18 protein-coding genes are annotated in these 23,606 nt (G+C 74.7%); 11 read left to right on the forward strand and 7 right to left on the reverse strand.

What is annotated here, in order from left to right; all coding sequences use genetic code 11:
• The first annotated feature begins 22 nt into the window (after positions 1–22).
• The 4 genes from LQ564_RS07640 (at position 23) to LQ564_RS07655 (ending at position 3,453) form a co-directional block, all read left to right on the forward strand.
• Entirely contained in the window at positions 23–1,138 is a 1,116-nt protein-coding gene (locus LQ564_RS07640) for a 6-phosphofructokinase (protein WP_231057515.1), read from the forward strand.
• Positions 1,139–1,291: 153 nt separating this feature from the next.
• On the forward strand, positions 1,292–1,729 hold the full coding sequence (locus LQ564_RS07645; RefSeq protein ID WP_231057516.1) for a universal stress protein: 438 nt from the start codon (positions 1,292–1,294) through the stop codon (positions 1,727–1,729).
• 8 nt (positions 1,730–1,737) lie between these two features.
• The gene (locus tag LQ564_RS07650) at positions 1,738–2,232 is read left to right on the forward strand and encodes a universal stress protein (protein WP_231057517.1); all 495 of its coding nucleotides are present in this window, start codon (positions 1,738–1,740) and stop codon (positions 2,230–2,232) included.
• Positions 2,233–2,277: 45 nt separating this feature from the next.
• Positions 2,278–3,453, forward strand: a complete 1,176-nt coding sequence (locus LQ564_RS07655) for a GGDEF domain-containing protein (RefSeq protein ID WP_231057518.1) — start codon at positions 2,278–2,280, stop codon at positions 3,451–3,453.
• Here the strand turns inward: LQ564_RS07655 and LQ564_RS07660 are convergent.
• Positions 3,438–4,148 carry a helix-turn-helix domain-containing protein gene (locus LQ564_RS07660; protein ID WP_231057519.1) on the reverse strand — a complete coding sequence of 237 codons (711 nt, stop codon included), beginning with the start codon at positions 4,146–4,148 and terminating at the stop codon, positions 3,438–3,440. The two genes, LQ564_RS07655 and LQ564_RS07660, sit on opposite strands and share 16 nt — an antisense overlap.
• 86 nt (positions 4,149–4,234) lie before the next feature.
• On the opposite strand from LQ564_RS07660, the gene LQ564_RS07665 reads away from it, so the two are divergent.
• Positions 4,235–6,748, forward strand: coding sequence for a cation-translocating P-type ATPase (locus LQ564_RS07665; protein ID WP_231057520.1), 2,514 nt, complete (start codon positions 4,235–4,237; stop codon positions 6,746–6,748).
• An 8-nt stretch (positions 6,749–6,756) separates the two neighbouring features.
• Here the strand turns inward: LQ564_RS07665 and LQ564_RS07670 are convergent, their stop codons facing one another.
• Positions 6,757–7,353: an NAD(P)H-dependent oxidoreductase gene (locus tag LQ564_RS07670; RefSeq protein ID WP_231057521.1), complete on the reverse strand. Its 597-nt coding sequence runs from the start codon at positions 7,351–7,353 to the stop codon at positions 6,757–6,759.
• Positions 7,350–10,055 (reverse strand): bifunctional acetate--CoA ligase family protein/GNAT family N-acetyltransferase, encoded by a 2,706-nt coding sequence (locus LQ564_RS07675; protein WP_231057522.1) that lies wholly within the window; start codon positions 10,053–10,055, stop codon positions 7,350–7,352. The genes LQ564_RS07670 and LQ564_RS07675 overlap by 4 nt, the downstream gene beginning before the upstream one ends.
• Positions 10,056–10,282: 227 nt before the next feature.
• Between LQ564_RS07675 and LQ564_RS07680 the strand changes: the two genes are divergently transcribed.
• From LQ564_RS07680 to LQ564_RS07690, 3 genes are read left to right on the forward strand one after another with little or no spacing between them, the layout of a single operon-like run.
• A complete protein-coding gene (locus LQ564_RS07680) occupies positions 10,283–10,753 on the forward strand; it encodes a hemerythrin domain-containing protein (protein ID WP_231057523.1) in 471 nt (156 codons plus the stop codon).
• Between the two features lie 47 nt (positions 10,754–10,800).
• On the forward strand, positions 10,801–11,637 hold the full coding sequence (locus LQ564_RS07685) for a universal stress protein (RefSeq protein WP_231057524.1): 837 nt from the start codon (positions 10,801–10,803) through the stop codon (positions 11,635–11,637).
• A 25-nt stretch (positions 11,638–11,662) separates the two neighbouring features.
• Positions 11,663–12,718: an NAD(P)-dependent alcohol dehydrogenase gene (locus tag LQ564_RS07690; protein WP_231057525.1), complete on the forward strand. Its 1,056-nt coding sequence runs from the start codon at positions 11,663–11,665 to the stop codon at positions 12,716–12,718.
• Positions 12,719–12,732: 14 nt separating this feature from the next.
• On the opposite strand, the gene LQ564_RS07695 is transcribed toward LQ564_RS07690, so the two are convergent.
• The gene (locus LQ564_RS07695; RefSeq protein WP_231057526.1) at positions 12,733–13,260 is read right to left on the reverse strand and encodes a universal stress protein; all 528 of its coding nucleotides are present in this window, start codon (positions 13,258–13,260) and stop codon (positions 12,733–12,735) included.
• A 44-nt stretch (positions 13,261–13,304) separates the two neighbouring features.
• Here LQ564_RS07695 and LQ564_RS07700 point away from each other — a divergent pair, with 44 nt between their 5' ends.
• Genes LQ564_RS07700 through LQ564_RS07710 form a run of 3 tightly spaced genes read left to right on the forward strand, consistent with a single transcriptional unit; the run spans position 13,305 to position 18,303 of the window.
• Positions 13,305–14,447, forward strand: a complete 1,143-nt coding sequence (locus tag LQ564_RS07700; protein ID WP_231057527.1) for an HlyD family secretion protein — start codon at positions 13,305–13,307, stop codon at positions 14,445–14,447.
• On the forward strand, positions 14,444–17,176 hold the full coding sequence (gene rbbA, locus LQ564_RS07705; protein ID WP_231057528.1) for a ribosome-associated ATPase/putative transporter RbbA: 2,733 nt from the start codon (positions 14,444–14,446) through the stop codon (positions 17,174–17,176). The genes LQ564_RS07700 and rbbA overlap by 4 nt, the downstream gene beginning before the upstream one ends.
• A 2-nt stretch (positions 17,177–17,178) precedes the next feature.
• Positions 17,179–18,303: an ABC transporter permease gene (locus LQ564_RS07710; RefSeq protein WP_231057529.1), complete on the forward strand. Its 1,125-nt coding sequence runs from the start codon at positions 17,179–17,181 to the stop codon at positions 18,301–18,303.
• A gap of 17 nt (positions 18,304–18,320) precedes the next feature.
• Here the strand turns inward: LQ564_RS07710 and LQ564_RS07715 are convergent, their stop codons facing one another.
• The 3 genes from LQ564_RS07715 to LQ564_RS07725 all read right to left on the reverse strand — a co-directional run bounded on the left by LQ564_RS07715 (position 18,321) and on the right by LQ564_RS07725 (position 23,600).
• Positions 18,321–19,121: a lipid-binding SYLF domain-containing protein gene (locus LQ564_RS07715; RefSeq protein WP_231057530.1), complete on the reverse strand. Its 801-nt coding sequence runs from the start codon at positions 19,119–19,121 to the stop codon at positions 18,321–18,323.
• A gap of 79 nt (positions 19,122–19,200) precedes the next feature.
• The gene (mgtA, locus tag LQ564_RS07720; RefSeq protein WP_231057531.1) at positions 19,201–21,930 is read right to left on the reverse strand and encodes a magnesium-translocating P-type ATPase; all 2,730 of its coding nucleotides are present in this window, start codon (positions 21,928–21,930) and stop codon (positions 19,201–19,203) included.
• Entirely contained in the window at positions 21,822–23,600 is a 1,779-nt protein-coding gene (locus tag LQ564_RS07725) for a PHA/PHB synthase family protein (protein WP_231057532.1), read from the reverse strand. The genes mgtA and LQ564_RS07725 overlap by 109 nt, the downstream gene beginning before the upstream one ends.
• Positions 23,601–23,606: the final 6 nt, after the last annotated feature.

Below are 23,606 nucleotides of genomic sequence, written 5' to 3' on the forward strand. Positions count from 1 at the left end.
AGCCGACACCGGAGCGACGCATATGCCCACGCCCATCCGCCGCATCGCCATCGCCACCGGCGGCGGCGACGCCCCCGGCCTGAACGCCGTGATCCGCGCCGTCGTGCTCGCCGCCAGCCGCCTGGGCTGGGAATGCTGGGGCATCCGCGACGGCTTCAACGGCCTGCTTGCGCCCGCGAGCTGCCTTGGCGAGCCGGTGACGCGTTTGCTGCCGGAAGCCGTGCACGGCATCGGCCACCTGGGCGGCACCGTCATCGGCAGCACCAGCCGCGGCAATCCGCTGCACTATCCGGAGCCGGGAGGCGGGGCGGCGCGCGACCGCAGCGGCGAGCTGCTGGCCCTGATCCGCGCCAGCGGCTTCGACGCGCTGGTGCTGGCCGGCGGCGACAGCTCGATGGAGATCGCGGCCAGGCTGCAGGAGGGGGGACTGCCGGTGGTCGGCGTGCCCAAGACCATCGACAACGACCTCGACGGCACAGTCCAGGCCTTCGGCTTCGACACGGCGGTGAATTTCGCCACCGCCTGCATCGACCGCCTGCACGCCACCGCCGACAGCCAGCACCGGGTCATGGTGGTCGAGACGATGGGACGTTACGGCGGCTGGATCGCCCTGCATGCCGGCCTGGCCGGCGGCGCCCACGCGATTTTGCTGCCTGAAATTGCGTTCGACATCGACGCCATCGCCGGCTGCGTGGCGCGGCGCCACGCGGCCGGGCGCGGGCACGCCATCGTGGTGGCGGCGGAAGGCGCGCGCCCGCGCGGCGGCGAGGAAGTCCTGCGGGCGGCGGCAGGCGCCGGACATGCCGAGCGCCTGGGCGGGATCGGCGCCTGGGTCGAAGCCAGGCTGGCCGGACGCCTCGGCCAGGAGTGCCGCAGCGTCGCGCTGGGCCACCTGCTGCGCGGCGGCAGTCCCTCCGCCTTCGACCGCGTCACGGCCGCCCGCTTCGGCGCCGCCGCCGTGCGGGCGCTGGCGCGCGGCGAGTCGGGGGTGATGGTGGCGCTCGCCGGGCAGGACATCGGCGCCGTGCCGCTGGCCGCGGTGGCGGGCCGCAACCGCCGCGTTCCCCTGGAGGGCGACACCATCCGTACGGCGCGCGAGCTGGGCGTCTGCTTCGGCGACGACCTGGCGCCGGCTTGAGCCGCCGGATGCGGCGCGCTCCGCACCGATGTTGAAGTTTTTGATCTCGGTCAAACAACACGCTTTGTGGGGTGAACAGACTGAGGGGCAAGCAATCGAATATCCATCAACGCCACGCCGGCGCCGCCGGCTTCCCTTTCCTGGAGGTTCGCCATGTACAAGCGCATCCTGCTGCCGACCGACGGTTCCGAGGCGTCCCGGCGCGCCATCCGCTCGGGCGTCGAGTTCGCCCGCGACGTGGGAGCGGAGGTGGTCGCCATGACGGCGACCCCGGAATTCCATGTCCTGAGCGCGAATGCCGAGATGCTGGAGCAGACCCGCGACGAATACCTGGCGGCCAGCCGCGCGGCCGGGCAGCGCCTGCTGGACGAGGCGGCGGCGGTGGCGCGCGACGCCGGCGTTCCCTGCAGCACCGTGCAGCGGGTGTCCGACGAGCCCTATGAGGCGATCATCGCGGCCGCGCGCGACAAGCTGTGCGACCTGATCGTGATGGCCTCGCACGGCCGGCGCGGCATCAAGGGCCTGCTGCTGGGCAGCGAGACCCAGAAGGTGCTGGTGCACAGCGCGATCCCGGTGCTGGTGCACCGCTAGGGGCGGCCATGTACCGGCACATCCTGGTCCCGACCGACGGGTCGCCGGTGGCCATCCAGGCCGCCGATGCGGCGATCGACTTCGCGCGCGCCTGCGGCAGCGACATCGTCGCCCTGTCGGTGGCCGTCACCGAGCCCGTCTTCCAGGCTTTCGAGGGCGCTGTGGCCTGGGACCCGCGCCTGCAGGCCGAGCAGCTGCTCAGGCAGGCGCAAGAGTATGCGGGCGCGGTCGCCACGCGTGCGCGCACGGCCGGCGTCCCGTGCACCACGGTGGCCAGCTGCGCGCTCGACCCGGTGGCGGCGATCGCCGACGCCGCGCGCGAGCACGGCTGCGACCTGATCGTCATGGGCTCGCACGGGCGGCGCGGCCTGAGCCGCCTGCTGGCCGGCAGCGTCACCCAGGGCGTGCTGGCCTATGCGCCGGCGCCGGTCATGGTGCTGCGTCCGCCATTGCCGCAGCGTGAAACGCGTCCCGCCAGCCAGCCGGCGGGCGGCGCCGCCTGACCGGACCGACAGGTGCGCTTCGGCAAGGGATCGGCGGCTCTGCGCATGGCGGCGCACCACGACTGGCCGGAGCATGCTCCCGGCGTCGCCAACGCGGGCAGGGGCGCCGGCGCCGGTTGGCGCCGCGGCTTCCTGGCCGAGCGCAGCACGGACGGGCTCGACCCGGAAGCGCAGGGCGAGTTCGACGCGGCCCTCGACCGCTCGCTGTCCGACGCCTTGCCCGCGCTCGGGCTGGTGTTCGGCATCGGGGTGCTGCTGTTCAGCGCCTGGGATTACTGGGTCGACCCCGTTGTTGCCGCCGGCACGCTGGTGGTGCGGCTGGGGCTGGTTCTGCTGGGCGCCGCCGGCTATGTTTCCTGGGGCGGCCGCTTTCCGGTCGCCTGGCGCTGCGCCCTGGTCTACATCACGCACGCGAGCGCGATGGTCGTCAGTTCCGCCCTGTTGCCGGGCGGGATGGTGCTGGCGATGCCCGCGATCACCGGCGCGATGTTTCCGCTGGCCCTGGTCGAGCCGCGTCCCGCGCGCCTGGCCGTCCTGGTGCTGCCGCCCTCGCTGCTGTTCCTGCTGCTCGCCGCGCAGGTGATGGCGCCGCCCGTATTCGCCACCTGCGTGCTGGTGTACGGCGTGGTGCTGTGCCTGGTGGCCGCGGTCGCCGTGTTCCAGCGGCGCCTGCTGCGCGCCGACTTCCTGGCCGAGCGCGTCCTGGCCTGGACGGCGCGCCATGACAGCCTGAGCGGCGTGCTGGCGCGCGGCTACCTGATGGAGCTGGCCGGGCACGACCTCGCCGCGGCGCGCCGCTACGGCCGTCCGCTGGCGATCGCTATGCTCGACATCGACTACTTCAAGCGCGTCAACGACAGCTGGGGCCACGCGGTCGGCGACCGCCTGCTGTGCGCGGTCAGCCGGGCCTGCGCCGCCCAGCTGCGCGCCAGCGACTACCTGGGACGCGTCGGGGGCGAGGAATTCGTGTGCGTGATGCCCGAGACCGGCGAGGCGGAGGCGCTGGCCTGCGCCGAACGCATGCGGGTGGCGGTCGCCGCCATCCGGCTCGATGCGCCCGGCGGCGTCGTGCGCTGCACCGCCAGCCTCGGCGTGGCGGCGCTGGGGAGCGCGCATGCCGACTTCACGGCGCTGATGGCGGCCGCCGACGGCGCCCTCTACCGCGCCAAGTCGAACGGCCGCGACCGCATCGAGCTGGCCGGGCGTCAGGCGGACGAATGAAGCTCTCCGCCCGGCGCCAGCAGCGCTTGCAGGCGGTCGCGCCGCAGCAGGGTCAGGTCGCGCCCGTCCACGGCGATCCAGCCGGCCGTGCGCATCCGCCCCAGCTGGCGGCTGACGCTCTCGATGGTCAGGCCGAGGTGGTTGCCGATATCGGCGCGCGACATCGGCAGGCGCAGGCGGTCGGCGTCCCCGCCGCCGGCGGCCTGGCGTGCCGACAAGTCCAGCAGCAGGCCGGCCAGGCGGGCGCCGGCCGGCCGCCCGGCTTGCAGCAGCACGGCCTGCTCGCGCACGATTTCTTCGCTCAGCGCGGCGTGGAAGCGCCGCATCAGGCGCGGCGCGCCGGGCAGGGCGGCCTGCAGGCCGGCATAGGGAATCTCGCACACCTCGCTCGGTTCGAGCGCCACCGCGCTGCAGGCGTGGCGCCCGGCGCCGATGGCGTCCAGGCCCAGCAGGTCGCCCGCGGCGGGAAACGTGGTCACCAGCGGCCGGCCGCGATGATCCGGCCGCCAGAGTTTCAGGCGGCCGCTGCGCACGGTGTACAGGAAGGCGAAGGGCTGGCCGCGGCCGAACAGCGGGCGGTCGCAGTCCAGGCTCCGGCGGCAGCCGCACAGGCCGGCTTGCGGCGCCAGGCAGGCGGCGCGCACCGGGCAGTCGTGGCAGCGGGGTTCGGGCCCGTCGAGCGTCAGGATGTGCATGGAAGCCCCCGTCGCGGCCGTGGCGGCCGCGCCATCCAGTATCCGGCAAAGGCGGGTCCCGATCAAGCGCCGGGCGCGCCGCAGCCATGAAGCAGGACGCGCCAGGGGCGCCGCCGCAGGGACTGGACAGCGCCGAGGCCGCCCGGCGCCTGGCGCGCGACGGCCCCAACAGCCTGCCCGACAGCGGCGGCCGGCGCTGGCGCCGGATCGCGCTGGACGCCGCGCGCGAACCGATGTACCTGCTGCTGCTCGGCGCCGCCGCGGTCTACCTGGCGCTCGGCGAGCCGCTCGAGGGCGCCTTCCTGTCCGCCATGGTGCTGCTGATGCTGTGCCTGACGCTGTTCCAGGAAGGCCGCACCGAGCGCGCGCTGCAGGCCCTGCGTGCGCTCGGTGCGCCGACCGCCCTCGTGTGGCGCGACGGGCGCCTGGCGCGCCTGGCGGCCGGCGCGCTGGTCGAAGGCGACCTGGTCGAGCTGGGCGAGGGCGACCGGGTGCCGGCCGACGGCCTGCTGCTGGCGGCCGCCGGCCTGCTGGTGGACGAGTCGCTGCTGACCGGCGAATCGGCGCCGGTCGCCAAGCAGGCCGCGCCGGGCGGCGCTGCGCCGAGCGCCCCGGGCGGAACCGGCCTGCCCTGGGTGTACGCCGGCACCCTGGTGGTGCAGGGCCACGGCCTGGCGCGGGTCGCCGCCACCGGCGCGCGCAGCGAGATCGGCCGCATCGGCGCCGCGCTCGGGAGCATCGCCCCGCCGAGGGGGCGCTTGCAGTGTGAAACGGCCGCGCTGGCGCGTCGTTTCGCCATCCTGGGCGGCATCGTCAGCGTGCTGCTGGTGGTCCTGCTCATCAGCCGCGGCAGCGCGCCGCTGCCGGCGCTGCTGGCGGGGATCGCGCTGGCGATGTCGATGCTGCCGGAAGAGTTTCCTGTCATCCTCACCGTGTTCCCGGCGCTCGGCGCCTGGCGCCTGGCGCGCAGCCGGGTGCTGACGCGGCGCCTGGCGGCGATCGAGATCCTGGGCTCGACCTCGGTGCTGTGCGTCGACAAGACCGGCACCCTGACCGAGAACCGGATGGCGGTGGCGCGCCTGTGGCGCGATGGCGCGGTGTACGAAACCGCGTCCGGGACGGCGCCGGCGCCGGCGCAGCGCGCAGTGCTGGACTGCGCGCTGTACGCCAGCCGTCCGCCAGGCAGCGATCCGATGGAGGCGGCGCTCTGGCGCATGGGCGGCGCGCCGGCGCCGGGATGGCGTCTGCTGCACGAATACGGCCTGACCCCGCAGCGCCCGGCCCTGGCCCAGGTCTGGGGCGACGCCGACGGCATGCTGCTGGTGGCGATCAAGGGTGCGCCCGAGACGGTGGCGGCGATGTGCGCATCGGGACCGGGACAGCAGGCGCTGCTTGCCGCGGAAAAGATGGCGGCCGACGGCCTGCGCGTGCTCGCGGTGGCGCGCAGACGGCTGCCGCCGATGGCCGGACCCTGGCCGGACGAGCCGGACGGCTTCCAGCCCGAGCTGCTCGGCCTGGTCGCGCTGGCCGATCCGCTGCGGCCCGACATTCCCGAGGCGGTGGCGGCCTGCCGCGCGGCCGGACTGCGCGTGCTGATGATCACCGGCGACCATCCGGAAACCGCGCGCGCGATTGCGCGCCAGGCCGGGCTGGCGCGCGGCGATCCCGAGCTGCTGGGCGGCGCGGCGATCGCGGCGCTGGACGACGCCGCGCTGGCGCGGCGGCTGGCCGCGGTTGACGTGTGCGCGCGCATCGCCCCGCAGCAGAAGCTGCGCATCGTCCAGGCCCTGCAGCGCGGCGGTGCGGTGGTGGCCATGACCGGCGATGGCGTCAACGACGCCCCGGCCCTGCGCGCCGCCGACGTCGGGGTCGCGATGGGACTGCGCGGCGCCGACGTCGCGCGCGAGGCGGCCGAGCTGACCCTGCTCGACGACCGCTTCGCCGCGCTGGTCGAGGCGATCGCGGCGGGGCGGCGCATCTTCGCCAATATGCGCAAGTCGATGCGCTACGTGATCGCGATGCACGTGCCGATCGCCGGCATGGCGCTGGCGCCGGTCCTGCTGGGCTGGCCGGTGATGCTGTATCCGCTGCATATCGTGTTCCTCGAACTGGTGATCGATCCGGCCTGTTCGCTCGCCTTCGAGAACGAGCCGGCCGAGCCGGACCAGATGCGGCGCCCGCCGCGCGCCCCCGGCGCAGCGCTGTTCGACCGCGCCGCCTTCCTCGGCGCGCTGCTGCAGGGCGGCTGGGTGCTGGCGCTGGTGGCTGCGCTGTACGGCTGGGCCCTGTCCTGGCTGGCGCCGCCGCAGGCGCGCGCCGCCGCCTTCGCCGCGCTGGTGCTGTGCAACCTGGCGCTGCTGCTGTCGAACCGCCAGCGCGAGGGACTGCGGCGCACGCTGCGCGCCGCCAACCCGGTGTTCTGGGCGATCGCGGCCGCCGCCGTCGCCCTGCTCGGGGTGGGCATCTGGGCGCCGGCGGCGGCGCGGGTGCTGCTGCTGGCGCCGCCGCCGCCGGCCGCGCTGGGCGCCGCCCTCGCCACGGCCGTGCTGGCGCTGGGCGGTCTGGAATTGCGCAAGCGGCTGGCCGCGCGGCGCCGCTAGGCCCGGGCTCAGGCGGCGCGCGCTCCCAGGCGGCTCAGGCGTGCGCACCAGCGCGCCACCCGGTCCGTCGGCATGGCGCCCGCCTCGCCGACCACCGTCGCGGCCACCGGCCTGATGCCGACGAAGGCCAGGATGTTGCGGCGCAGGAGGCGCAGGCCGTGGGCGCGGTAGAACCAGCGGTAGAAGGAGGCCGGCATGCCCATGGTGACGACGATGCGCGCGCTGCGCCCGCCCAGCAGGCCGGCCCGCATGGGGTTGGCGGGTGCGCGCGCCAGCGCGAAGCCGGGCCGCAGCACCTGCTCGAGGAAGCCTTTCAGCTGCGCCGGCATGTCGCCCAGCCACAGTGGAAACACCAGCACGATGTGCTCGGCGTGCGCGATCGCCTGCTGCGCCGGCTGCAAGGCTTCCGGCGCCGGATCGTCCAGCCAGCGGCGCGGATCGCTCACCAGCGGGAAGTGCAGCCGGCCGGCGTCGACCGTCTCGACGCTGTGGCCGGCCGCCCGGGCGCCGTCCGCATAGGCCGCGGCCAGCGCGTGGCACAGGTGCCGGTGGGCGCCGTCCGGATGGCCCTGGATGATCAGGATGCGCTTGCCCATGGTGCTCATGCCGCCTCTTGCCTGAACCGGCGCCGCATGCGCAGCACGCCGTCCGCCCCCCTGTCCAGCGCGAAGCCGAGGGTGGCCGCGAGGGCGTGCATGCGGGTGTTTTCCGGCAGGGCGGCGCCCTCCACCACGGCGACGCCGCGCTCCGCGCAGTAGTCGAGCAGGCGCTCCATCAGGAGCCGCCCCAGGCCGCGGCCCTTGAGGTCGGAGCGCACCGTCACGGCGAACTCGCCGCGCTCGCCGTCGGGATCGAGCACCACGCGCGCCACGCCCAGGGTCTCGGCGCCGTCCGCCGCTGCGCCGTCCTGGACGGGGCGGGTGGCGATGAAGGCCATCTCGCGCGCGTAGTCGATCTGGGTGAAGCGCGCCAGCTGCTGCGGCGTCAGTTCGCGCATCATGCCGAACATGCGCATGTGCACGTCTTCCGGCGTGAGCGCGCGGAAGAAGGCGATATGGGCCTGGGCGTCCTCGGGACGAATCGGGCGGATGGTCAAGGGGCCGAGCGCGCTGTCGGCGCGGCGCTCCAGTTCGGCCGGGTAGGGCAGGATGGCGAGGCGCGCGGCGGCGTCCTGGCCGGCGGGCACGGGCGCCAGGCGCAGGCGGGCGTCCAGCGCCAGTACCCCGGTCGCATCGGCCAGCAGCGGATTGATGTCGAGTTCCACCAGCTCCGGCAATTCGGCCGCCATGCGGCCGACCCGGACCAGCACGTCCGCGAGGGCGTCCAGGTCGGCCGGCGGCAGGCCGCGGTAACCCTGCAGCAGGCGCGCGACCCGGGTGCGCCCGATCAGTTCCGCGGCCAGCAGCCGGTTCAGCGGCGGCAGGGCGACCGCCTGGTCGGCGCTGAGCTCGACCGCGATGCCGCCCTGGCCGAACAGCACGACCGGGCCGAACACCGGATCGACCGTGAGACCGACGATCAGTTCCAGCGCTTGCGGCCGGCGCGCCATGGCCTGCACCGTGTAGCCCTGCAGGCGCGCCTGCGGGCGCAGGGCGCGCACCCGCGCCTCCATGGCGTCGAGCGCCGCGGCGAGGGCAGCGTCGCCGGCCAGGTCGAGCGCCACGCCGCCGACCTCGGTCTTGTGCGGGATGTCGGGCGAGAGGATCTTGAGCGCCACCGGGTAGCCGATGCGGCGCGCCGCCGCCAAGGCGCCGGCGCGGTCCGGGATCGCCTCGGTGGCCAGCACCGGGACGCCGTAGGCGGCCAGCAGCGCCTTGGCGTCGAGGTCGCCGCCTTCCAGGCGGCCGGCGGCGAGCATCGCGTCGATGCGGCTGCGCGCCGCCTGGCGGTCCGGCGCCGGCAGCTCGGCCGGCCCGGGCGCCTGCAGCAGCTGGGCTGCGTTGCGCCGGTAATCGACCAGTTGCTGGAAGCCCTTGACCGCTTCCTCGGGCGTGTCGAACACCGGCACGCCCGCCTCGATGCACAGGCGGCGCGCCTCGGCCACGCTGGGTCCGCCGAGCCAGCAGCACAGCACCGGCCGTCCGGCCTGCCCGAGCAGGGGCAGCAGGGCGGCCGCGATCTCGGCGGAAGGCACCAGCGCCGTGGGCGCGTGGATCAGCAGCACGGCATCGCATTCGGGGCCGTCGAGCAGCAGCGCGAGGGCGTCGCGGTAGCGCGCGGCAGGGGCGTCGCCGATGATGTCGACCGGATTGGCGCGCGGCCACAGTGGCGGCAGCACCGCGTCCAGGCGCGCCAGCGTCCCGGCGCCGAGCCGGGCGGCGACGCCGCCGGCGTCGTGCAGGGCGTCGAGCGCCATCACGCCCGGACCGCCGCCGTTGGTCAGGATGGCCAGGCGCTCGCCGCGCGGCGGGCGCACCCGCGCCAGCATCGCCACCGCATCGAACAATTCGCCGGTGGTGCCGACGCGCAGCATGCCGGCGCGGCGGATGGCAGCGTCGTAGACCAGGTCGGATCCGGCCAGCGCGCCGGTGTGGCTGAAGGCCGCGCGCGCCGCCTCGGCGCCGCGGCCGGCCTTGACGACCAGGGTCGGCTTGGCGCGCGCCGCGCCGCGCGCCGCGCTCATGAACTTGCGCGCCTGGCGCACGCTCTCGGCGTACAGCAGGATGGCGTCGGTGCCGGGATCGGCGGCCAGCCAGTCGAGCAGGTCGCCGAAGTCGACGTCGCTGCCGTCGCCCAGCGAGACGAAGCAGGAAAAGCCGATGCGGCGCGCCGCCGCCCAGTCGAGCACGGCGGTGACCAGGGCGCCGGACTGGGCGACGAAGGCGAGCCGGCCGGGCAGGGCGGCGCCCGGCGCGAAGCTGGCGTTCAGGCCGATGCCGGGGACCAGCAGGCCGACGCAGTTGGGTCCCAGGATGCGCAGCAGCCAGGGCCGGGCCGCCTCCAGCATGGCCTGGCGCAGGGTGGCGCCGGGAGGGCCGTCCGGATCGGGGGCGCCGAGCCCCGCGCTCAGCACGACGGCGGCGCGGCAGCCGGCCGCGCCCAGTTCATGCACCAGGCCGGGCACGCCGGCGGCCGGGGTGCAGATCACCGCCAGCTCCGGCACGCCGGGCAGCGCGGCCACGCTCGGCCAGGCCGCCTGGCCGCCGACCCGGGCGTGGCGCCGGTTGACCGGCCACAGCGGGCCCGCGAAGCCGCCGGCCGCCAGGTTGCGCCAGACGGTGGCGCCGACGCTGCCGGGGCGGTCCGAGGCGCCGATCACGGCGACCGAGGCGGGGGCGAACAGGTGCTGCAGGTTGCGGATGCTCATGGCCGGGCTGCTAGTGGGAGAGTCCGGACCAGCCTAGCGAAGCGGGTCCGCCGTTTGTTTGACTCAGGTCAAATCGCTCGCCGAAACCCTCGTACTTCTGTTGCGCTATTTCCAGGCGAAAAGACACGCGGCGAATCCTGAGGATTTGATCTGGGTCAAACGCATGGACCCGGAGAGCACGGAGACTGCCAGCTCGGTCGCAGCTTTCATCCACACGAGGTATCGCCATGATTTCTCCGCCCCTGCCCGGCCAGGGCCCGCACACCGTGGTGCGGGCGATGGCGCGCGCCCGCAACCGCCTGCTGGTCCGGGTGCGCGCCGCCGGCCGCGCGCCGGACGCCGCCTTCGCCAACCTCTTCGGCCACCTGGTCGCGGCCGTCGAAGCGGCGTTCCGGGCCGAGGAAATCCAGATGGAAGCGATCGGCTTTCCCGGCGTGCGCGAGCAGCGGCGCGACAACGCGCAGCTGCTCAGCGCCCTGCACCACGCCGCCGCGCGCGTCGAGTCGGGCGAGCTCGGCGTCGGACGCGAGGTCGTGGACGCGCTGCCCTGCCTGCTGTCGCTGCACCGCTTCTGCTCGCTGCGCGTACTGGCGCAGGCGCGCCGCACGGTGCACGCGCTGCGCCACGCCCGCGCGCCGGGCCCGCTGGCGCGCCATGCCCGCGCCTCCCGGACGGCGCCGGCGCCGCGCCGCACCTAGCCCGCCATCCAACGCCCCTTGCCGCCATCGTCGATACGAGGAACGCCATGAGCTACCGCACCATCGTCGTGCACGTGGACGAATCGCGCCATGCGCCCCAGCGCATCCGCCTGGCCGCGCGCCTGGCCGCCGAGCACGAGGCGCACCTGGTCGGGGTGGCGGTCACCGGCGTCTCACGCGAGGTGTTCCCGCACGGCTACCAGGCCGCACCCGGCACGCTGGAGGCGAGCTATTTCCAGCCCCTGCACGACGCGGCGGCGCGCGCGCTGGAGGTGTTCGGCGAACTGGCGCTCGGGGCCGGGGTGTCGTTCGAGAAGCGGCTGGTGTGCGACCTGGCCAGCGAGGCGCTGGCGCGCATCGGCCGCTTCGCCGACCTGGTGGTGGTCGGCCAGGACGATCCGAACGAGGCCCTGAAGGACACCATCGGCCGCATCCCCGAGTACGTGGCCTTCACCAGCGCCCGCCCGGTGCTGGTGGTCCCGTGCGCGCCGGTCCTGCACGGCATGGGACGCCACGTGCTGGCCGCCTGGAACGGCGGCAAGGAAGCGGCCGGCGCGCTGCTGGCCGCGCTGCCAGTGATGCGGCGTGCGGTGCGGGTGACGGTGGCGGCCTTCCTTCCGCAGGGCGCGGGAGAACTCGACGAGCCGCAGCAGCAGGCCGACCTGGCCGCTTTCCTGGCGCGCCACGAGGTGCAGGCCGAACTGCTGGTCCTGCACCGCAACGTCGACGGCGGGCGCGCGCTGCTCGACCTCGCGCGGCGCGAGAACTACGACCTGCTGGTGATGGGCTGCTACGGCCACTCGCAATTCCGCGAACTGTTCCTGGGCGGGGTCACGCGCAGGCTGCTGCAGGACGCGACCCTGCCGCTGCTGATGGCGCGCTGACGCCCCGTGAGAAAAGGAGGCAAGGATGGACACGATGAAGGCGGCGGTATTCAAGGAAGCGGGACGGATCGTGCTGGAGCGCAGGCCGGTGCCGCGCGCCGGGCCGGGCGAGGCGGTGATCAAGGTCTCCATGACCACCATCTGCGGCACCGACGTGCATATCCTGAAGGGCGAGTACCCGGTCGCGCCCGGCCTGATCGTCGGCCACGAGCCGGTCGGCACGATCGCCGAGCTCGGCCCCGGGGTGGACGGCTACCGGCTCGGACAGCGCGTGGTGGTCGGCGCCATCACGCCCTGCGGGCAGTGCCATCCCTGCCTCGAGGGCCACCAGTCGCAGTGCGGCGGCCATGCGATCGGCGGCTGGCGCTTCGGCAATACGATCGACGGCTGCCAGGCCGAGTACGTGCGGGTGCCGTTCGCGATGGCCAACCTGGCGCCGGTGCCGGACGGACTGAGCGACGAGCAGGTGCTGATGTGTCCCGACATCATGAGCACCGGCTTCGGCGGCGCCGAGAACGGCGCGATCCGCATCGGCGACACCGTGGCGGTGTTCGCGCAGGGGCCGATCGGCCTGTGCGCGACCGCCGGCGCGCGCCTGCGCGGGGCCAGCCGCATCATCGCGGTCGACAGCGTGCCCGAGCGCCTGGAGATGGCGCGGCGCCTGGGGGCCGACCACGTGGTCGACCATACCCGCGACGACCCGGTCGAGGCGATTCTGGCGCTCACCGGCGGCCAGGGCGCCGACGTGACGATCGAGGCGCTCGGCACCCAGCCCACCTTCGAGAACTGTCTGCGCGCCCTGCGCCCCGGCGGCACGCTGTCGAGCCTGGGCGTGTACTCGGGCAAGCTCAGCCTGCCGGTGGACGCGTTCGCGGCCGGCCTGGGCGACCACCGGATCGTCACCACGCTGTGCCCCGGCGGCAAGCACCGGATGCGGCGCCTGATGGACATCGTGGCGTCCGGCCGGGTCGATCTGCGGCCCCTGGTGACGCACCGCTTCCCGCTCGACCGGATCGAGGAAGCCTACGCGCTGTTCGCGGCCCAGCGCGACGGCGTGCTGAAGGTGGCGATCGTGCCGTGAGGTCCGTCCCGCCATCACGCGGCAGGCTCGGCGAAGTCGGGCGGGGCGGCCTCGCGCGGATCGCGCAGCAGCAGCACCGGGATCGGCGAATTGGCCAGCACGTACTGCGCGACGCTGCCGGCGAAGGAGCGGTTGGCGTCGTTCGGGCCGTGGGCGCCCATCACGATCAGGTCGCAGCCGTGGGCCTGGGCCACCCGCAGGATCTCGGGGCCCGGACTGGAAGCCAGCGGCGCGACCCCGTCGCAGGCGACGCCGCCGGCACGGGCGATGCGGTCGACGGTGTCGAGGTGGGCGCGCGCGGCGCGGCGGACGCGTTCGAATTCGCGGCGCGCGAGGCTCGCTTCGTCCGCTGCGGCGTCCACCGCGGCGGAACCGGCCGCGAGGGCGCCGCCGGCCGCCTCCGGCATGGAGAACCGCGGCTGGGCGACGGCGACGGCGACGATGCGGCCGGCGCCGCCGCGGGCGAGCACCACGCCCATCTGGGCCGCGCGCACCGCGAGGTCGGAACCATCGGTGGCGATACAGACTCTTTCAAGGAACATGACACCCTCCGGCAATCGCTGAATCGACAGCATTGGGGCTACCCATGATGGATGGTTTGACCAAGATCAAATTCTGGGGCGGCGAGGCGGGGCCCGGCCTGCGTTTCGGCGCGCTGTCCGGCCGGCGCCTCGCCGCCGCGCTGTTGGTGCTGGCCGCGCTGGCGGCGATCGGCGTGCTGGCGGGGCCATGGCGGGCCGGCGGCGGCGCCGGCGCGCCGCCGGGCTTCGTCAGCGGCAACGGCCGCATCGAGGCGGTCGAGGTCGACGTGGCCACCCGCCTGCCGGGACGCCTGGCTGCGGTGCTGGTCGAGGAGGGCGACACCGTGGTGGCGGGGCAGTTGCTGGCGCGCATGGATTCGCTGCCGCTGCTGGCCCAGCGCGGCGAGGCGCGGGCGCGCGAGCGCCAGGCGCGCGATGCGGTGGCCCAGGCCGAGGCGGGCCGGGCGATGCGGCGCAGCGACGAGGCGGCGCTGGCGGCCACGGTGGTCCAGCGCCGCAGCGAGCTCGATGCGGCCGAGCGCCGCCTGCGCCGCTCCGGCGCGCTGGCGGCGGCGGGCGCCGTGGCGGCGCAGGAACTGGACGACGACACGGCCCGGGTGCGCGGGGCCGAGGCCGCGCTGGCCGCGGCGCGCGCCCAGCGCGAAGCGGCGGCGGCGGCCGGCGCCGCGGCCGCGGCCCAGGTGGTCGAGGCGCGCTCCAATGTGGCGGTGGCGGCGGCGGCGACCGCCCGCATCGACGCCGACCTGCGCGACCTGGCGCTCACCGCGCCGCGCGCCGGCCGGGTCCAGTACCGCGTCGCCGAGCCGGGCGAAGTGCTGGCCGGCGGCGCCACGGTGCTCAACCTGATCGACCTGGGCGACGTGTTCATGAGTTTCTTCGTGCCGGAGGCGGCGGCCGGCCGGATTCCCCTCGGCGCCGAGGTGCGGCTGCAGCTCGACGCCGCTCCCGGCTTCATCGTGCCGGCGCGGGTCACCTATGTCGCCAGCGCGGCCCAGTTCACGCCGAAGTCGGTGGAAACGGCGAGCGAGCGCGAGAAGCTGATGTTCCGCGTCAAGGCCCAGGTCGACCGCGCCGTGCTGCAGCGCTACGCCGGCTACGTCAAGGCCGGGGTGCCGGGCGTGGCCTGGCTGCGCGTGGACCGCGATGCGCCCTGGCCGCCGGCGCTGGCGCTGCGGAGCGGCGCATGAGCGAAGGCATGCCGTCGCAGGCGGCGGTGGCGCGGGTCGCCGGACTGCGCCTGCGCTACCGGCACGCCGTCGCGCTCGACGGCGTCGACCTGGTGCTGCCGGCGGGCGCCATGACCGGACTGATCGGGCCGGACGGGGTCGGCAAGTCGAGCCTGCTCGCGGTGCTGGCGGGGGCGCGCCGCGTGCGCCAGGGCCGGGTCGAGGTGCTGGGCGGGGACATGCGCAGCGCGGCTTTCCGCACCCGCGTCAGCCCGCGCATCGCCTACATGCCGCAGGGCCTCGGACGCAATCTCTATCCCGCGCTGACGGTCGCGGAAAACCTGGCGTTCTTCGCGCGCCTGTTCGGCCTGGACCAGGACGCGGCGCGCGGCCGCATCGCGCTGCTCGCCCGCAGCACCGGCTTGCTGCCCTTCCTCGGACGGGCGGCCGGCGCGCTGTCGGGCGGGATGAAGCAGAAGCTGGGCGTGTGCTGCGCCCTGGTGCACGAGCCGGACCTCCTGATCCTGGACGAGCCCACCACCGGGGTCGATCCGCTGGCGCGGGTCCAGTTCTGGGAGCTGGTGGCGGCGATCCGCGCGGCGCGCCCGGGCCTGTCGGTGCTCGTGGCCACCGCCTACATGGAAGAGGCCGGCCGGATGGACTGGCTGGTGGCGCTGCACGGCGGGCGGGTGCTGGCCGAGGGCGCGCCGGCGGCGCTGCTTGCGCGCACCGGCTGCGCCAGCCTGGAGCAGGCCTTCGTGGCCCTGTTGCCGGGCGCGGGACGGCCGCCGCCGTCGCGGCCGGCGCCGGGACCGCGACCGGCGCCGGATGCCGGCGCCGCGCCGGTGGTCGAGGCGCGCGGCCTGTGGCGCCGCTACGGCGCCTTCGTCGCGGTGCGCGACGTCAGCTTTCGCATCGCGCGCGGCGAGATCTTCGGCTTCATCGGTTCCAACGGCTGCGGCAAGAGCACCACCATGAAGATGCTGACCGGCCTGCTGGCGCCGAGCGGCGGCGAGGCCTGGGTGCTGGGACAGCCGCTGCGCCGCCACGACCTGCCGGCGCGGCGCCGGGTCGGCTACATGTCGCAGGGCTTCTCGCTGTACCGCGAACTGAGCGTGCGCCAGAACCTGCTGCTGCATGCGCGCCTGTTCGACCTGCCCGATGCCGCCGGCCGCGCCCGCTGCATGGCGCTGGCGCAGCGCTTCGGCCTGGCGCCGCTGCTGGACGCGATGCCGGACGCGCTGCCGCTGGGGATGCGCCAGCGCCTGTCGCTGGCGGTCGCGCTGGTGCACGCGCCGGAGCTGCTGATCCTGGATGAGCCGACCTCGGGCGTCGATCCGCTGGCGCGCGACGGCTTCTGGGACGAGATGCTGGCCCTGTCGCGCGGCGGCGGGGTCACGATCTTCATCTCGACCCATTTCATGAACGAGGCCGAGCGCTGCGACCGGGTGGCGCTGATGCATGGCGGCCGGGTGCTGGCCTGCGGCACGCCGGCCGAGCTGCGGCGCGCGCGCGGGGCGGCCAGCCTGGAAGACGCCTTCGTGGCCTGGCTGCGCGAGGCCGATCCCGAGGCGGGCGGGGCGCCGCCCGTGCTGCCGCCGGCCCAGGCGCCGCCGCGGCGCGCGGGCGGGGCCTGGCTGCGCCGCGCCGCCGCCTGCAGCTGGCGCGAGACACTGGAGCTGGCGCGCGACCCGGTGCGGGCCCTGCTGGCCACGCTCGGCTCGCTGCTCCTGATGATCGTCATCGGCTACGGCCTGAACATGGACGTCGAGGACCTGCCGTACGCCGTGCTGGACCGCGACGGCACGGCCCTCAGCCGCGACTATGCGCTCAACCTGGCCGGCTCGCGCTACTTCAGCGAGCGGGCGCCGCTGGCCGGCTACGCCGAGCTCGACCGGCGCATGCGCTCCGGCGAGCTGGCGCTGGCGATCGAGATCCCGTCCGGCTTCGCGCGCGCGCTCGAGCGCGGCCGCCCGGCCCGGATCGGCGCCTGGATCGACGGCGCCAACCCGTTCCGCGCAGAGACCGCGCAAGGCTATGTGCAGGGCGTGCACGCGCACTGGCTGCGCGCACGCGTGGCGGGCGCGGCCGGCCCGCCGGCGGACGCGGCCAGGGTCGAGACGCGCTTTCGCTACAACCCCGACGTGCGCAGCATGCCGGCCATGGTGCCGGCCATCATCGCGCTGCTGCTGCTGAACCTGCCGGCGATGCAGGCGGCGCTGGCGGTGGTGCGCGAAAAGGAAATGGGGTCGATCGTCAACCTCTACGTGACGCCGCTGCGGCGCAGCGAATTCTTGCTCGGCAAGGCGGCGCCGTATGTGCTGCTGGCCATGCTGAATTTCCTGCTGATGACCCTGCTGGCGGTGCTGCTGCTCGGGGTGCCGCTCAAGGGCAGCGTGGCGGCGCTGGCGACGGCCGCCTTCCTGTTCTGCGTCAGCTCGACCGGCATCGGCCTGCTGGCCTCGGCCTTCACGCGCAGCCAGATCGCGGCGATCTTCCTCACCATGATCGGCACCATGCTGCCGGCCATCCAGTTCGCCGGCCTGATCAACCCGGTGGCCTCGCTCGAGGGCGCCGGCCGGCTCATCGGCGCCGCCTATCCGGTCTCGCACATGCTGACCGCCAGCCGCGGCGTGTTCGCCAAGGCGCTCGGCTTCGCCGACCTGGGCGGTGAATTCCTGGCCCTGCTGGCGGCGATCCCCGTGATCCTGGGCCTGGCGATCGCGGCGCTGCCGCGCCAGGAGCGCTAGCCGTGGGACCGTCCTGGCGCAAGGTCTGGCGCCTCGGCGTCAAGGAATGGTGGAGCCTGGCGCGCGATCCGGTGCTGCTGGTGCTGATTGTGTACAGCTTCACCGCCGGGGTCTACATCGCCGCCACCTCGCAGCCGGACACGCTGAGCCGCGCCGCGCTGGCCATCGTCGACGAAGACGCGTCGCCGCTGTCGCTGCGCATCCGCCAGGCCTTCCTGGCGCCGCAGTTCGTGCCGCCCGAAGCCGTGCCGCTGGACCAGCTCGACCCGCGCCTGGACCGCGGCCGTTCCACCTTCGTGCTGGTGATCCCGGCCGGCTTCCAGCGCCGGGTGCTGGCCGGCCAGGCGCCGGCGCTGCAGCTGAACGTCGACGCCACCCGCATGAGCCAGGCATTTTCCGGCAGCGGCTACGTCGAGCGCATCGCGCTGGGCGAGGTGGACGCCTTCGTGCGCGGCGTGCGGGCGCAGCCGGCGCCGCCGGTGGAGCTGGCGCTGCGGGCGCGCTTCAACCCGGCGCTGGCGCCGTCCTGGTTCGGCGGCCTGATGGAAATGATCAACCACGTGACCATGCTGTCGGTGATCCTGAGCGGCGCCGCCCTGATCCGCGAGCGCGAGCACGGCACCGTGGAGCACCTGCTGGCGATGCCGGTGCGGCCGGCCGAGATCCTGCTGGCCAAGCTGTGGTCGATGGCGGCGGTGGTGCTGCTGGCCACCGCGGTGGCGCTGCTGGTGGTGCTGCGCGGCCTGCTGCAGGTCGGGGTCGCCGGCTCGGTGCCGCTGTTCCTGTTCGGGGCCGCCCTGCACCTGTTCGCCACCACCTCGCTCGGCATCCTGATGGCGGCGCTGGCGCGCGGCATGCCCCAGTTCGGCCTGCTGGTGATCCTGGCGCTGCTGCCGCTCGAGATGCTGTCCGGCGCCACCACCCCGCGCGAAAGCATTCCGCCGCTGCTGCGCGAGGCGATGCTGCTGGCGCCGACCACCCATTTCGTCGCACTGAGCCAGGCGATCCTGTTCCGCGGCGCCGGCCTGGACGCGGTGTGGCGGCCCTGCCTGGCCCTGCTGGGCATCGGCGCCGTCCTGTTCGCGCTGGCGCTGGCGCGCTTCGGCGCGGCCTTGCGGCCGCGCTGAGAGGGTGCGCCGGGCGCTCAGTCGCTGGCCGTGGTGGAACCGCCGGCGCCGGCGCCGAGCGCCGCGCGCAGCGCCTCGGCGCGCGGGTCGGGCGCGCTGCTGTCGATCGCCTGCTGGGCCGTGACCGGCTTGCCGTAATGGGCATGGGTCAGGCGTTCGTTGTAGCGGATGTCGTTCAGCGCGACGGTCGCGGCGTTGCCGAACAGGCCCTTGGCGCCCGACCAGGCGACCACGTCGCCGGCGGTCGAACCCTGCTTCATGCGCGCGAAGTTGACCACGGTCAGGCCGGCGTCGGCGCTCAGCGAGAAGTTGTTGCGCTTGCGGAAGTGCTCCACCGCCTTCTGGTTCATCAGCAGCAGCGCGATGGGGCCGCTCTCGACGCCGGCCTGCAGGCCCACGCTGAGCCCGCCGATGGTGAAGAAAGCGGGGTTGCCCCAGTGGCTGTCGGCATGGCGGGTCAGCAGCACGCCGGAGCCGCCCGCGGCGCCGACGCCGAGCGCGGCGCGGCCGTAGAGCGGAACGATGTAGACGCCGCGCGCCATGCGCAGCAGTTCCGCCAGGGCCGGGGTGGCCGACATGGTGCGCACGACGGCGGCGGCGTCGTCGAGGCGGCGGCCGGCGGCGTCCTTGCGCTGGGCCTCGGTCGTCCCGTCCTGACCCGCCGCCGGAGTGGCCTGGGCGCCCGCGCGTCCATCCTGGGCCGCTCCGGCCGGCAGGGCGGCCAGCAGCAGCGCGGCGGCGCCGCAGCAGAGCGCGCGGCGGCGGATGACGCGGCCCAGGATGGCGCCGCCTGCGGTGTGGACCTTGGTGTCGATCATGGCAATCCTCCTTCTGGTTGGTTGTCGGGGCAGCTTATCCCGTGGTCCGGGAAAAAGACTGACATCGCTCAATCGCGTTCTATCCCAGCCCCGCGCGCCGGTGCAGCCAGGAACGCGCGGCCCGGGTCAGCAGCAGGTAGCCGGCCAGGATCGGCGCCAGTCCCCACCAGTAGGCCGGCGGCAGCGGCACGAAGCCGAGCGGCCCCGCCAGCGGCGACCAAGGCAGCCACAGGCCGATGCCGCAGGCGGCCAGGCTGGTCGCCACCAGCGGCGCCGAGGGCCGGTTCCCGGCGTCGGCGCCGGCGCCGGTGCGGATCACGTAGACGATCAGGGTCTGCGACAGCAGCGACTCGACGAACCAGCCGGTCTGGAACAGGGCCGGCGCGGCGCCGGCGCCCAGGCCGAACCACAGCAGGGCGAAGGTGGCGTAGTCGAACAGCGAGCTGATCGGCCCGAAGCAGAGCACGTAGCGGCGCAGGGCCTCGACGTCCCAGTGGCGCGGGCGCGCCAGGAAGCCGGGATCGACCCGGTCGCTGACCAGCGCGGTCTGGGCGCAGTCGTACAGCAGGTTGTTGAGCAGCACCTGGACCGGCGCCATCGGCAGGAAGGGCAGCAGCACGCTGGCCCCCAGCACGCTGAGCATGTTGCCGAAGTTCGAGCTGGCGCTCATGCGGATGTACTTGACGATGTTGCCGAACACCCGGCGCCCGGCCAGCACGCCGTCGTCGACCGCCACCAGGCTCTTCTGCAGCAGGATCAGGTCGGCCGAGGCGCGCGCCACGTCGGCGCCGGTGTCGACCGAGATGCCGACGTCGGCGGCCTTCAGGGCCGGGCCGTCGTTGACGCCGTCGCCGAGGAAGCCCACCACCCGCCCGGCCTGCTGCAGGCAGCGGATCACGCGCGTCTTCTGGGCCGGGGCCAGCCGGGCGAACACGGTGCTCGCCGCCGCCAGCCGCGCCAGGCCGGCGTCGTCCTCGGCATCGACCCGGGCGCCGTCGACCACCGTACCGGGATCGATGCCGACCATCCGGCAGACGTGGGCGCACACGGCCGCGTTGTCGCCGCTGAGCACCTTGACCGCGACCCCGTGGCGCGCCAGCGCGGCGATCGCCGGCGCCGCCGACTCCCTCGGCGGGTCGAAGAAGGCGATGTAGCCGAGCAGCACCAGGCCGCGCTCCAGCGCGGCGCCGCCGCCCGCTTCCTCGCCGGCGGCCAGCGTCCGGATCGCGATCGCGATCACGCGCAGGCCTTCCTCGTTCAGGCCCTGCGCCACCGCCCCCAGCGCGCCGGCGTGGCCGGCGTCGAAGGCGATCCGGCCGTCGCCGTCCTCGGCCGCGCTGCAGACGCGTGCGATCTCCTCGGACGCACCCTTGCAGACCAGCACCCGGGTCCCGTCCGGATCCTCCAGCACCACCGACATGCGGCGCCGCTCGAAGTCGAAGGGCGCCTCGCCGATCTTGCGCCAGCCGAGGTCCGGCCGCAGGCGCGCATGCACGTGGGCGTAGCGCAGCACCGCGGTGTCGAGCAGGTTGCGCAGGCCGGTCTGGTGGTAGCTGTTCAGGTAGGCGTAGTCGACCACGCGTTCGGACGGGCGGCCGTGGATGTCGACGTGGCGCTCCAGCACCACCCGGTCCTGGGTCAGGGTGCCGGTCTTGTCGGTGCACAGGACGTCGATCGCGCCCAGGGTCTGGACCGCGGCGAGGCGCTTGACGATCACCTGGCGCGTGGCCAGCGCCAGCGCGCCGCGCGCCAGGTTGGCGGTGACGATCACCGGCAGCATCTCGGGCGCCAGGCCGACCGCGACCGCGGTGGCGAACAGCAGCGCGCCGTAGGGGTCGCCCTTGCCGGCCCAGTTCAGCACCAGCACCAGCGGCGCCATCACCAGCATGATGCGCAGCAGCAGGGCGATCACGCGCGCGATGCCGCGGTCGAAGTCGCTGCGTTCGCGCGTTTCGGCGAGTGCGGCGGCCAGGCGCCCGAAGCCGGTGCCGGCGCCGGTGGCGAACACCAGGGCGCGCGCGCTGCCGCTGGTCACGTGGCTGCCCATGAAGCCGAGGTTGGCGGCGTCGGCGAAGCCGCCACCGGTGGGCGCACTCGCCGCGCAGGCCTGCGCGTGCTTGCGCACCGGCAGCGATTCGCCGGTCAGCGCGGCCTGGTCGACGAACAGGTCGATCGCCTCGATGAAGCGCACCTCGGCCGGGATCGGGTCGCCCGCGGCCAGTTGCAGCACGTCGCCCGGCACCAGGTCTTCGAGCGCGGTCTCGACGACGGCGCCGGCGTCATCGGGCCCACTGGGTCCGGGCCGCCGCACCTGCACGGTGGTGCGCACCAGCGCGCGCAGGCCGTCGGCGGCGCGGTCCGCGCGGTATTCCTGGGCGAAGCCGAGCACCGCCGCCAGCAGCACCATGGCGGCGATCACCAGCGCGCCGAAGCCCGCGCCGGTGGCCAGGTCGAGGCCGGCAAGCCCGAGCAGCAGCAGGGGCAGGGGACGGGCGAAGCCGGCCAGGAAGGTCAGCCACGGTGGGCGGCGCGGCGCGGCGGCGACCGCGTTCGGACCATGGCGCGCCAGCCGCAGGCGCGCCTCGGCGGCGCCCAGGCCGTCCGCGCCGCTGCCGAGCAGGCGCAGGGCGGCGCCGGCGTCCAGCGCCGCCAGGGTGGCCGGCGCCGGCGCCGCCGCCACCGCCGCTCCCGGCTCCCGCTTCACGGCGCCAGCACGTAGCTGCCGGGCGCCGCCGCGCCGGCCACAGGGGGCGGCGGCGCGCGCGCCGGGCCGGCATGGCGCGCCAGCCAGGCTTCCCAGGCCGGCCACCAGCTGCCCTCGTGCAGCGCGTTCGCGGCCTGCCAGGCGTCCGGCGCCAGGTAGCGCGCGTCCTGCGGGTGGAGGGCCACCTGGTAGCTGCGGCCCGCCACGCCCGGGGGCGACACCACCCCGGCATTGTGCCCGCCGGAGGTCAGCAGGAAGGTGACCTCGGTCTCGGTCAGCGCGATGATCTTGTACACCGAGCGCCAGGGCGCCACGTGGTCGGTCATGGTGCCGACCGCGAACACCGGCGCCCCGATGTCGCTCAGTGCCACCGGCCGGCCGCCGACGAGGTAGCGCGCGCTGGCCAGCCGGTTCTGCAGGAACAGGTTGTGCAGGTACTCGGTGTGCATGCGGAAGGGCATGCGGGTGGCGTCCGCGTTCCAGGAGGCCAGGTCGTTGTCGCGGTCCGGGAGGTCGAGCAGGTAGTGGCGCAGCCGGCGCGACCATACCAGGTCGTTCGAGCGCAGCAGCTGGAAGGCGCCGGCCATCTGGCGCGTGTCGAGGTAGCCCTGCTGCCACATGGCCGCTTCCAGGAAGGCGACTTCGCTGTCGTCGATGAACAGCGACAGTTCGCCCGGCTCGGTGAAGTCGACCTGGGCCGCCAGCAGGGTGAGGCTGGCCAGGCGCGCGTCGCCGTCGCGCGCCATCGCCGCCGCGGCGATCGCGAGCAGGGTGCCGCCCAGGCAGTAGCCGCAGGCGTTGACGGCGGGCGCGCCGGTCTGCGCGGTGATGGCGTCGAGGGCGGCCATCACGCCCAGGCGCCGGTAGTCGTCGAGCGTCAGGTCGCGGTCGCCGGCATCGGGATTCTTCCAGGAGATCATGTAAACCGTGTGGCCGCGTTCGACCAGGTAGCGCACCAGCGAATTGTGCGGCGACAGGTCGAGGATGTAGTACTTCATGATCCAGGCCGGCACCACCAGCAGCGGCGTGGCGTGCACCTGCGCGGTCTGCGGCGCATAGCGGATCAGCTCGACCAGGCGGTTTTTCATCACCACCGTGCCCGGGGTGACCGCGACCTCGCGCCCCGGCCGGAAAGCGACCGCGGCGGGCGTCCCGGCGAGCGCGCGGCGCAGGTCGGCGCCGAAGCGCAGCGCCCCGCGCAGCAGGTTCTCGCCGCCGCGCGCGCGCGTGACGTCCTGGGCGACCGGATTGGTCGCCAGGAAGTTCGAGGGGGCCACGCTGTCGAGCAGCTGGCGCGCGACGAAGGTGACCACGTCGGCATGGTGGGGCGCGACCCCGCGCACGCCGCTGGTGGCGCGGTGCCACCACTTCTGGCTCAGGAGAAAACCCTGGCTGAGCGCGGACCAGGGCCAGGCCCGCCAGGCCGGATCGTCGAAGCGCTTGTCCTGGGCCAGCGGGCGCACCGCTTCGCCGCCGCCGCCGAGCAGCGCGCCGGCGCAGTAGCGCAGCCAGTCGGCGCCGTCGGCGGCGGCCTGGATGCCGAGCTCGATCTGCTTGGCCGGCGACAGCAGCAGGTGCGCGGCCCAGTCCTGCCAGGCCGCGCCCAGGGCGGCGGGGGAGACCCACGCGGTCAGGCGCCCCAGCCAGGCGTTCAGCGCCAGGTCGATCTGGGCGTGTTCGATCCGGGTTTCCGGATAGCGCGGGCGGATGCCGCCCTGCCAGGCGCTGGCCTCGCGCCGCTGCTCGCTGGCGGGGATCCCGTTGCGGGCGTTCACGCCATC

Source organism: Massilia phyllostachyos (assembly GCF_021044825.1).
GTDB lineage: Bacteria > Pseudomonadota > Gammaproteobacteria > Burkholderiales > Burkholderiaceae_D > Telluria > Telluria phyllostachyos.